Genomic DNA, 10449 nt, shown 5'->3' with positions numbered 1-10449 from the left:
CCTGGACGACCTCGAGGTCGTCCAGGAGGAGGTCTTCCCCGCGCCGCTGGCGAGCGTCGTCCGTGGCCTGCTCGGCGGGTGGGACGGCGTGACGCGGGTGCTGCCCGACCAGCCCTGAGCGACCGCCCACTCCGGGCGCCTCCTGCTCTCCCGCGGTGTGGGCGGCACGGCGACGAGCCACGCCTGCTCAGGTGACCGTCGGGCGCTCCCGGGGCGCGGTCTGCTCCCCGCGGTCCAGCACCGCGCGCATCTCCAGGACGGCGCGCAGGAGCTGCGCGTGCGTGAGGTAGGGCGCGGCGACCCCGAGGCGCGCCAGCCCCGGCTCCCGGTAGTCCCCGACGACGCCGCGGGCGATGAGGGCCTGGACGAGCCCGTAGGCCTCCGGGTGGGCCACGCTCACGTGGGAGCCCCGCCGGGCGTCCTCGCGCGGGGTCACCACCTCGACCTCCGGCACGAGCGCCTCCACCGCGTCGGCGAGGAAGCCGCTGAGGGAGAGGGAGCGGCCCCGCACCTCCTCGACGGGCAGGTCGTCGAAGAGGTCGAGCGCGGCGTCGAGCGCCAGCAGCGACAGGATCGGCGGCGTGCCGATCCGCGCCCGGCGCACACCCGCGGCGAAGCGGTGCTCGGGGTCCATGGCGAAGGGCTCGGCGTGCCCGTTCCAGCCCTGGACCGGGGGCCGGTACGCCGCCTGGTGGCGCTGCGCGACGTACGTGAACGCGGGCGCCCCCGGGCCGCCGCACAGGTACTTGTAGCCGCAGCCCACCGCGAGGTCCACCCCGCTCGCGTCCAGGCGGGCCGGGACGGCGCCGACGGTGTGGCTGAGGTCCCACAGCGCGAGCGCACCGGCGGCGTGGGCGGCCGCCGTGATCCCGGGCAGGTCCCACAGCTCGCCGGTGCGGAAGTCGGCGTGGGACAGGACGACGACGGCCACGTCGTCCCCGCGCCGCGCGAGGAGGTCCGGCACGTCGCGCGGCGACGCGTGCAGCACCTCCAGTCCGTGCTCCGCGGCAAGCCCGGCGACCACGTACAGGTCGGAGGGGAAGGAGGCCGGGTCCGTGACCACCGCCCGACGCCCGGGCCGCAGGCGCAGCGCGGCCCCGAGGGTCTGGTGCAGCGCGACCGTCGTGGAGTCCCCGACGACGACCTGTCCGGGTGCCGCTCCCAGGAGCGGCGCGATCCGGTCGCCGACCCGCGTCGGCGCGTCCCACCAGCCGTGGTCGTTCCAGGAGGCGATGAGGTCCGCGCCCCACTGCCGCCGCACCACGTCGGCAAGGACGGCGGGCACGTGGCGCTGGAGCGCGCCGAGGGAGTTCCCGTCGAGGTACACGACGCCGTCCGGCAGCGCGAAGCGGTCGCGGCGGTCCGTCGCCGCGTGGGTCTCGTCGAGGAGGCCGGCGCGCTCGGCCAGGGTCGCGACGACGTCGTCGGTGGGTGCCATGTCGGGAGGATAGGAGACGACGGGGACGTAGGATCGTCCGCCGTGAGCCAGCCCGAGCCCCCGCGTGCAGCGCGTCCCCCGGTCATCGGCGTCCTGGCCCTGCAGGGCGACGTCCGGGAGCACCGCGCCGCGCTGGAGGCCTCGGGGGCGCGGGCGGTCGCGGTGCGGCGCGAGCGGGAGCTCGCGGCGGTGGACGGTCTCGTCCTGCCGGGCGGCGAGTCGACCACGATCGAGAAGCTGCTGCGCACGTTCGAGCTCTACGAGCCCCTGCAGCAGGCCCTGCGGGCCGGGCTGCCCGCCTACGGCTCCTGCGCCGGCATGATCCTGCTGGCGGACCGGCTCGTGGGTGCCGCGCCCGGGCAGTCGACGGTGGGGGGCCTCGACGTGACCGTGCGCCGCAACGCCTTCGGCCGCCAGGTGGACTCCTTCGAGACGGACCTCGTCGTCCAGGGCGTCCCCGACAGCGCCGAGCGACCGGTCCACGCGGTGTTCATCCGCGCCCCCTGGGTGGAGGAGGCCGGCCCCGGCGTCCAGGTGCTCGCACGCGTCGCCGGCGGGGAGGCCGCCGGTAGGATCGTCGCGGTGCGCGAGCGCGACGTCATGGCCACCTCCTTCCACCCGGAGATCACGGGGGACCTGCGTCTGCATCGCCTGTTCGTCCAGATCGTCTCCGAGCGTGGTTGAGGGGTACGGGTATGTCGGGTCACTCCAAGTGGGCCACCACGAAGCACAAGAAGGCCGTCATCGACGCGCGGCGCAGCAAGCTGTTCGCCAAGCTCATCAAGAACGTCGAGGTGGCCGCCCGCGTCGGTGGGGGTGACCCGGCGGGCAACCCGACCCTCTTCGACGCCATCCAGAAGGCGAAGAAGTCCTCGGTCCCGAACGACAACATCGACCGCGCCGTCAAGCGCGGGTCCGGCCAGGAGGCGGGCGGCGCCGACTACCAGACGATCATGTACGAGGGCTACGGCCCGGGTGGCATCGCCGTGCTCGTCGAGTGCCTGACGGACAACCGCAACCGCGCCGCGTCCGACGTCCGGGTCGCGTTCACGCGCAACGGCGGTGCGATGGCGGACCCCGGGTCCGTGTCCTACCTGTTCTCGCGGCGCGGAGTCGTGGTCGTGCCGAAGTCCGACGGACTCACCGAGGACGACGTGCTGGCCGCGGTGCTCGACGCCGGGGCCGAGGAGGTCAACGACCTCGGCGAGGCGTTCGAGGTGATGAGCGAGGCGACGGACGTCGTCGCCGTCCGCACGGCGCTGCAGGCGGCCGGCATCGACTACGACTCGGCGGAGGCGCAGTTCGTCCCCGCCACCCAGGTCGAGGTCGACGTGGAGGGCGCACGGAAGATCCTCCGGCTCATCGAGGCGCTCGAGGACAGCGACGACGTGCAGGACGTCTTCGCGAACTTCGACGCCTCCGACGAGGTCATGGCCCAGCTGGAGGACGAGGACTGAGCCCGCCGGGCCCCTCGGACGGGCGCGTCGGCGGCCCGACGGAGTGCCCGGCTGGGAGACTGGGCCGGTGCGCGTGCTCGGAGTGGACCCCGGACTGACCCGGTGCGGTCTGGGGGTGGTCGAGTCCGCCCCCGGGCGCCGGGTGCGTCTGGTCGAGGTGGGCCTGGCCCGTTCCGACGTGGACGCCGACCCGGCCGAGCGGCTGCTGACGATCGGTACCGAGGTCGAGCGCTGGCTCGACCGGCACAGCCCCGACGGCGTCGCCGTCGAGCGGGTCTTCGCCCAGCACAACGTCCGGACCGTCATGGGCACCGCGCAGGTCTCCGGGGTGGTGATGGTCGCCGCCGCCCGGCGCGGCCTCCCCGTGGTGCTGCACACCCCCAGCGAGGTCAAGGCCGCCGTGACGGGCAACGGGCGTGCACCGAAGGCCCAGGTGCAGCTCATGGTCGCGCGGATCCTCGGCCTGGACGCCCTGCCGTCCCCGGCCGACGCGGCGGACGCGCTGGCCCTCGGGATCTGCCACCTGTGGCGGCCCGTGGCCGCGCCACGGCCGGCGCGCGTGCCGGACGCCGTCGGCGTTCCGGCCCGCAGCACGACGTCGGCGACGCCGGCCCAGCGCGCGTGGGCGCTCGCCGAGGCGGCCAGCCGACGCGGACGCTGACCACCACGGGAGGTCCGGTGCGCCGACACGGAAGTGCGTGCGACGCCTGCTACGGTGACCGCTCGTACAGGTGTTCGGGTGGACGTCCGGCGTGCGCGCCGGTCACCCCGACGCGCGCCACGGCACGGCCGGCGTCGCGGACGGGTCGAGGACAGGAGACAGGGTGATCGCGAGCATCCGGGGACGCGTCCTCGCCGTGCGGCTGGACGCCGTCGTCGTCGACGTGGGCGGGGTGGGCCTCCTGGCGCACGCCACCCCCACGACGCTCGCCGGCCTGCGGGTGGGGGAGGAGGCACGCCTCGCGTCGGCCCTGGTGGTCCGGGAGGACTCGCTGACGCTCTTCGGCTTCGCCGAGGACGACGAGCGCGACGTCTTCGAGACGCTCCAGACCGTGAGCGGTGTGGGCCCGCGCCTCGCCCTGGCGATGCTGGCGGTGCACACGCCCGACGCGCTGCGGCGCGCCGTCGCCGGCGAGGACCTCGCCGCGCTCCAGCGCGTCCCCGGCATCGGCCGCAAGGGTGCGCAGCGGATCGTGCTGGAGCTCACGGGCCGGCTCGGTGCGCCCGTGGGTGCCGAGGGCGCGGTCGCGGCCCCGCCGCCGCTCACCGACCAGCGGGCGCAGGTCGCCGAGGCCCTCGTCGGGCTGGGCTGGAACCTCAAGGCCGCGCAGGACGCGGTCGCCGCCGTGGTCCCGGTCGACCAGGACGTCGCGGCCCAGGACGTCGCGGCGGTGCTCCGCGGGGCGCTGCGGGTGCTCGGCGGTGGGCGTGCCTGAGGAGGCCGAGCGGCTCGTCTCGGGCGGCGCCGAGGACGTCGAGCGCGCCGCCGAGGCCGCGCTGCGGCCCAAGCGCCTCGACGAGTTCGTCGGCCAGCGGGTGGTCCGCGAGCAGCTCGGGCTCGTCCTCGAGGCGGCCCTCGCACGCGGGCGCGCCCCCGACCACGTCCTGCTGTCCGGACCGCCCGGGCTCGGGAAGACCACCCTGGCGATGATCATCGCAGCCGAGCTGGGCACGTCCGTCCGCGTCACGTCGGGCCCGGCCATCCAGCACGCCGGTGACCTCGCGGCGGTGCTCTCCTCGCTGGAGGAGAACGAGGTCCTCTTCCTCGACGAGATCCACCGCATCGCCCGCCCGGCCGAGGAGCTCCTGTACGTCGCCATGGAGGACTTCCGCGTCGACGTCGTCGTCGGGAAGGGGGCCGGGGCGAACGCGATCGGCCTCGCCCTGCCGCCGTTCACGGTGGTCGGGGCCACGACCCGCGCCGGCCTGCTGCCGGCCCCGCTGCGGGACCGGTTCGGGTTCACCGGGCACCTGGAGTTCTACGAGGACGAGGAGCTGGTCCGCGTGCTGGAGCGGTCCGCCGGGCTGCTCGGCGTGGACCTGCACCGCGCCGCGGCGAACGAGATCGCCCGGCGTTCGCGTGGGACGCCCCGGATCGCGAACCGGCTCCTGCGGCGCGTCCGGGACTGGGCGCAGGTCCGCGGGGACGGCACGCTGGACCGCGCGGCGGCACGGTCGGCCCTGGAGGTCTACGAGGTCGACGAGATCGGCCTGGACCGGCTGGACCGGGCCGTCCTCCACGCCCTGTGCGTGCGCTTCGGGGGAGGCCCCGTCGGGCTGACGACCCTGGCGGTCGCTGTCGGCGAGGAGCCGGAGACCGTCGAGACCGTGGCGGAGCCGTTCCTCGTGCGGGAGGGCCTCATGGGCCGCACGCCGCGAGGCCGTGTCGCCACGACGCGGACCTGGCAGCACCTGCACCTGCGCCCGCCACCGTCGGCGCCGACGCTCTTCGCCTGACCGGAACCGCACCGGGCCGCACGGGTGGACGGACCTGCGAACCTTCGGGGCGCGCCCGTCGTTAGACTCCGCGAGTCGCCCCCGACGAAAGAGAAGTCATGGAACTGCTGCTGCCCCTCGCCGTCGCCTTCGGCTTCCTCTGGCTCATGACCAGACGGACCCGGAAGATGCAGAAGGAGACGACGGCGTTCCGCGAGAACCTCGTGCCGGGGCAGGAGGTCATGACCGGGTCGGGCCTCTTCGGCACCGTCGTGGCCGCCGAGGGCGACGTCGTCACGATCGAGACGTCCCCCGGCGTCACGAGCCGGTGGCTGCGCGCTGCGATCGCCAAGCTCGTGGACCCGCCGGTCGAGGACGACGAGGTGGTGGACGACGCCACGACGGCCTACGTGACCGGTGACCGCGTCCCCGACGACGCGTCGAGCCTGACCGCCGACCCGCGGGACCCCGACGACGTCGACCGCCGCTGACGCCCGCCGCGCCACCGCCCCTCCAGGGAGACACCCATGACCGAGGACCAGCTCGCCGCGCGCGTGCGTGAGCTCATCCACGACGTGCCCGACTACCCGGAACCCGGGGTCGTGTTCAAGGACATCACGCCGCTCCTGGCGGACGGTCCGGTCTTCCGGGCGGTGGTGGACCGGATGGCCGCCGCGGCCCCCGGGCCGGTGGACCTCGTCGTCGGCATGGAGGCCCGCGGCTTCATCCTCGGCGCACCGGTCGCGGCCGCCCTGGGTGCGGGGTTCATCCCCGCGCGCAAGGCCGGCAAGCTCCCGCGGGAGACCGTCACCGGCGCGTACGACCTCGAGTACGGCAGCGCCGTCCTGGAGGTCCACGCGGACACCATCGGCCACGGAGCCCGCGTGCTCGTCGTCGACGACGTGCTGGCGACCGGCGGGACCGCGGCCGCCACCGTCGAGCTCATCGGTCGCACCGGCGGGGAGGTCGTCGGGCTCAGCTTCCTCATGGAGCTGACGTTCCTGCACGGACGCGAGAAGCTCGCGGGGCAGCGCCTCGACGTGGTCGTCGGCTTCTGAGACCCGGCGGCGCGCCACCGGCTCGCGCCCGGTCGGCGACTAGACTGGACCGTCTGACCGCGGCTGGGAGGTGACATGGCGACGACGCACGGCGAGCCCACGCCCGAGGCGCCCCGGACCGGGAAGCAGGCCTCGGGAGGCGGCGCGGTGTCCACCAGCAGCCCGCCCAGCGGCGGTGCACCGACCCCCGCGGTGACCACGCCCACGGTGGGGACCCCGACGGCGGCGACACCGGCGACGATCCGCCGCGCCTCCGACTTCGGTGGGATGCGGTCGCGGCTCGCGCGGCTCGGCACCCGGACGTCCACCGCCTCTCCCGCGCTCGAGCCGCTGCTCCTGGCGGTGCGGTCGAACCACCCGCGGGCCGACCTGTCGGTCCTCGAGCGCGCGTACGCGGTCGCCGAGCGCGCCCACCGCGGCCAGGTCCGCAAGTCCGGTGACCCCTACATCACGCACCCCGTCGCGGTCGCGACGATCCTCGCCGACCTGGGCATGACGCCGCCCACGCTGGCCGCCGCCCTCCTGCACGACACGGTCGAGGACACCGAGTACTCGCTGACCGACCTGCGGCGGGACTTCGGCGACGAGGTCGCGATGCTGGTCGACGGCGTGACGAAGCTCGACAAGGTCACCTACGGCGCGGCCGCCCAGGCGGAGACGGTGCGCAAGATGGTCGTGGCGATGTCGCGCGACATCCGCGTCCTGGTCATCAAGCTCGCCGACCGCCTCCACAACGCGCGCACGTGGAAGTTCGTCCCGGCCGCGTCCGCGGAGCGAAAGGCGCGCGAGACGCTCGAGATCTACGCACCCCTGGCGCACCGCCTGGGCATGAACACCATCAAGTGGGAGCTCGAGGACCTCAGCTTCGCCACGCTGTACCCCAAGGTCTACGAAGAGATCGTCCACCTCGTCGCCGAGCGCGCGCCCGCCCGCGACGAGTACCTCTCCGTCGTCCGGGACCAGGTGGTGGCGGACCTGCGGGGCGCCAAGATCAAGGCGACCGTCACCGGCCGGCCGAAGCACTACTACTCGATCTACCAGAAGATGATCGTGCGCGGCCGCGACTTCGCGGACATCTACGACCTCGTGGGCGTCCGCGTCCTGGTCGACTCGGTACGGGACTGCTACGGCGCCCTGGGCGCCCTGCACGCGCGGTGGAACCCGGTCCCGGGCCGGTTCAAGGACTACATCGCGATGCCGAAGTTCAACATGTACCAGTCGCTGCACACGACGGTCATCGGCCCGGGCGGCAAGCCCGTGGAGATCCAGATCCGCACGCACGACATGCACCGTCGGGCGGAGTACGGCGTCGCCGCGCACTGGAAGTACAAGGAGCACGCCAAGCAGCAGCAGGACCCGGCAGCCGTGGACGGCGCGGCCGACATGGCGTGGCTGCGCCAGCTCGTCGACTGGCAGCGTGAGACCGCGGACCCCGCCGAGTTCCTCGAGTCGCTGCGCTTCGAGATCGGTGGCGCCGAGGTCTTCGTGTTCACGCCCAAGGGGGAGGCCATCGCCCTGCCTGCGGGGTCGACGCCGGTCGACTTCGCGTACGCCGTGCACACCGAGGTCGGCCACCGCACGATGGGCGCCCGCGTCAACGGCCGCCTCGTGCCGCTCGACAGCGCGCTCGACAACGGTGACGTGGTGGAGGTCCTCACCTCCAAGTCCGAGACCGCCGGGCCCAGCCGGGACTGGATGACGTTCGTCAAGAGCCCCCGCGCGCGGAACAAGATCCGCCAGTGGTTCTCCAAGGAGCGCCGCGAGGAGGCGATCGAGCACGGCAAGGACGCGATCGCCAAGGCGATGCGCAAGCAGAACCTGCCGATCCAGCGCCTGCTCACGCACGACGCACTGGTCGTCCTCGCGAACGAGATGCGCTACGCCGACGTCTCGGCCCTGTACGCGGCCGTGGGGGAGGGCCAGGTCTCGGCGGCCACCGTCGTGCAGAAGCTCGTGCACGCGATGGGCGGGGAGCAGGGCAACGAGGAGGACGCGGCGGAGGTCGCCCGTCCCGGGGCCAGGACGTCACGGCGCCTGCGGGCCGGGGATGCGGGCGTCGTGGTCAAGGGCGTCAGCGACGTCTGGGCGAAGCTCGCGAAGTGCTGCACACCGGTCCCGGGCGACGACATCGTCGGCTTCATCACGCGCGGCTTCGGCGTCTCGGTGCACCGCTCGGACTGCGACAACGTCACGGCCCTGCGCGACCAGCCCGAGCGGATCGTCGAGGTCGAGTGGGACGTCGGCGCGAGCTCGCTCTTCCTCGTCCAGATCCAGGTCGAGGCGCTCGACCGGAGCCGGCTGCTCTCCGACGTCACCCGGGTGCTGTCGGACCACCACGTCAACATCCTGTCGGCGAGCGTCTCGACGTCGCGCGACCGCGTCGCGCTCTCCCGGTTCGTCTTCGAGATGGCCGAGCCCGCGCACCTGAGCTCGGTGCTGTCCGCCGTGCGCAAGGTCGACGGGGTCTACGACGTCTACCGGATCACCGGGACCCGCGCGGCGGAGGCCCCGAGCTTCCACTGACGCCGGGCGTCCTGCCCCGCGTGCGCCGACCGCCCGACACCGGTCGACCGCGGGACGCGGGCCGACCGCGGACGCCGGGCTCGGCGTGCCGGTCGCCGCGGGTCGAGGTCCGAAGACCGACCGACGACGACGGGCCGCCCCTCCGAGAAGGACGGCCCGTCGTGGGTGCCGCGGCGTGTCAGCCCCGTGCCTCCTGGGCAGCCCGCTCGACCTGCTCGAGCCACGAGCGCCGGGCGTCGAGGGCCGCCTGGGCCTCCGCGACCTTGCGGGCGTCGCCCGTGGCCTTGGCCGCGTCCAGGTCGGACTCGAGCGCCGCGATCGCCGCGTAGAGCTGGGCCGCGGCGCCCTCGGCGCGAGCCCGGGTCTCCGGGTTGGTGCGCCGCCACTGCGCCTGGTCCGCGTCCCGGACCGCCTGCTCCACCGCCCGGAGGCGCCCTTCCACCCGCTGGACGTCGGCGCGGGGCACCTTGCCGGCCCGCTCCCACCGCTCCTGGAGGTCCCGCAGCGCCGCCTTCGCCGCGCCGAGGTCCGTGACCGGGACCAGCTTCTCCGCCTCGGCGAGCAGCCCCAGCTTCACCTCGAGGTTGGCGGAGTACTCCTCGTCGGTCTGCCGCTGGGTGGCGTCCCGTGCCGCGAAGAACACGTCCTGCGCCGCGCGGAAGCGCGACCAGAGGGCGTCGTCGTCCTTGCGGCTGGCGCGACCCGCGTTCTTCCACCGGGTCATCAGGTCGCGGTACGCCGCGGAGGTCGCACCCCAGTCGGTGCTCGACGAGAGCCGCTCGGCCTCGGCGACGAGCGCCTCCTTCTCGGACTTCGCACCGGCGTTGCGCTTCTCCAGGTCGGAGAACCAGCGGCGGCGTTCCCGGTCGAACGCCGAGCGCGCGTGGCTGAAGCGCTTCCACAGCGCGTCCTCGGTGCCCCGGTCGAGCCGCGGGCCGTGGCGCTGGGAGTCCTTCCACCGGTCCAGGAGGACCCGCAGCTGCTCCCCGGCCGGGCGCCACTGCATGCGCTCCGGGTCGGTCGCGGCGATCTTCTCCGCGGCCTCCACGAGCGCGGTGCGCTCCGCCACCGCCGCCTCCCGCGCGGCGGCGCGCTCGGCCTCGGCCGCCGCGCGACGCTCGGCGGCGACCGCCCGCAGCGCCTCCAGACGCGCGCGGAGGGCCGACAGGTCGCCGACGGCGGCCGGCTCCGCGACCTCCGCGGCGAGGTTCGTCAGCGTCGAGTCGATCTCCTTGACGGACAGGTCCGTCGCGGCGAGGCGTGCCTCGAAGAGCACGACCTTGGCGTGGAGGTCGGCGTAGCGGCGGACGTAGAAGGCCAGCGCCTCCGTCGGGTCGGCGTCGGGGTACTGCCCGACGACCCGCTCGCCGGACTCCTCGCGGACCCACACCGTGCCGTCGTCGTCGACACGGCCCCACCGGGCGGCCTCCGCCGTCTCGGCGGCGGTGAGCGCGGGCGGCATCGGCGCGGTGGGCGCACTGGCCGTCGGGGCGACGGCCGCCGGGCTGGGGACGGCGGGACGGGCGAGCGGGCGGGG

10 protein-coding genes are annotated in these 10449 nt (G+C 74.5%); 8 read left to right on the top strand and 2 right to left on the bottom strand.

The window, feature by feature from the left end; genetic code table 11:
* Nucleotides 1-187: 187 nt before the first annotated feature.
* Nucleotides 188-1438 carry a kynureninase gene (kynU, locus tag N866_RS04525; RefSeq protein WP_034223255.1) on the bottom strand — a complete coding sequence of 417 codons (1251 nt, stop codon included), beginning with the start codon at nucleotides 1436-1438 and terminating at the stop codon, nucleotides 188-190.
* Between the two features lie 42 nt (nucleotides 1439-1480).
* On the opposite strand from kynU, the gene pdxT reads away from it, so the two are divergent.
* The 8 genes from pdxT (at nucleotide 1481) to N866_RS04485 (ending at nucleotide 8912) form a co-directional block, all read left to right on the top strand.
* Nucleotides 1481-2122 (top strand): pyridoxal 5'-phosphate synthase glutaminase subunit PdxT, encoded by a 642-nt coding sequence (pdxT, locus tag N866_RS04520; RefSeq protein WP_052022386.1) that lies wholly within the window; start codon nucleotides 1481-1483, stop codon nucleotides 2120-2122.
* A gap of 11 nt (nucleotides 2123-2133) precedes the next feature.
* Nucleotides 2134-2895, top strand: coding sequence for a YebC/PmpR family DNA-binding transcriptional regulator (locus N866_RS04515; protein WP_034223254.1), 762 nt, complete (start codon nucleotides 2134-2136; stop codon nucleotides 2893-2895).
* A 67-nt stretch (nucleotides 2896-2962) separates the two neighbouring features.
* The gene (ruvC, locus tag N866_RS04510; RefSeq protein ID WP_052022385.1) at nucleotides 2963-3556 is read left to right on the top strand and encodes a crossover junction endodeoxyribonuclease RuvC; all 594 of its coding nucleotides are present in this window, start codon (nucleotides 2963-2965) and stop codon (nucleotides 3554-3556) included.
* A gap of 163 nt (nucleotides 3557-3719) precedes the next feature.
* The gene (gene ruvA / locus N866_RS04505) at nucleotides 3720-4331 is read left to right on the top strand and encodes a Holliday junction branch migration protein RuvA (protein WP_034223251.1); all 612 of its coding nucleotides are present in this window, start codon (nucleotides 3720-3722) and stop codon (nucleotides 4329-4331) included.
* Complete coding sequence (gene ruvB / locus N866_RS04500; RefSeq protein WP_034223250.1) at nucleotides 4318-5352, top strand: Holliday junction branch migration DNA helicase RuvB; 1035 nt, start codon at nucleotides 4318-4320, stop codon at nucleotides 5350-5352. The genes ruvA and ruvB overlap by 14 nt, the downstream gene beginning before the upstream one ends.
* A 98-nt stretch (nucleotides 5353-5450) precedes the next feature.
* Nucleotides 5451-5822, top strand: coding sequence for a preprotein translocase subunit YajC (gene yajC / locus N866_RS04495; protein ID WP_034223248.1), 372 nt, complete (start codon nucleotides 5451-5453; stop codon nucleotides 5820-5822).
* Nucleotides 5823-5858: 36 nt separating this feature from the next.
* Nucleotides 5859-6389 (top strand): adenine phosphoribosyltransferase, encoded by a 531-nt coding sequence (locus N866_RS04490; RefSeq protein WP_034223247.1) that lies wholly within the window; start codon nucleotides 5859-5861, stop codon nucleotides 6387-6389.
* Nucleotides 6390-6464: 75 nt separating this feature from the next.
* Nucleotides 6465-8912, top strand: a complete 2448-nt coding sequence (locus N866_RS04485) for a RelA/SpoT family protein (protein WP_081802324.1) — start codon at nucleotides 6465-6467, stop codon at nucleotides 8910-8912.
* 178 nt (nucleotides 8913-9090) lie between these two features.
* On the opposite strand, the gene N866_RS04480 is transcribed toward N866_RS04485, so the two are convergent.
* Nucleotides 9091-10449, bottom strand: a 1359-nt coding sequence (locus N866_RS04480) for a DUF349 domain-containing protein (protein WP_034223246.1), incomplete at its 5' end; no start/stop codon positions are given.

This window comes from Actinotalea ferrariae CF5-4 (genome assembly GCF_000603945.1).
Taxonomy (GTDB): Bacteria; Actinomycetota; Actinomycetes; order Actinomycetales; family Cellulomonadaceae; genus Actinotalea; species Actinotalea ferrariae.
This window is presented reverse-complemented; position numbering and strand designations above follow the sequence as displayed.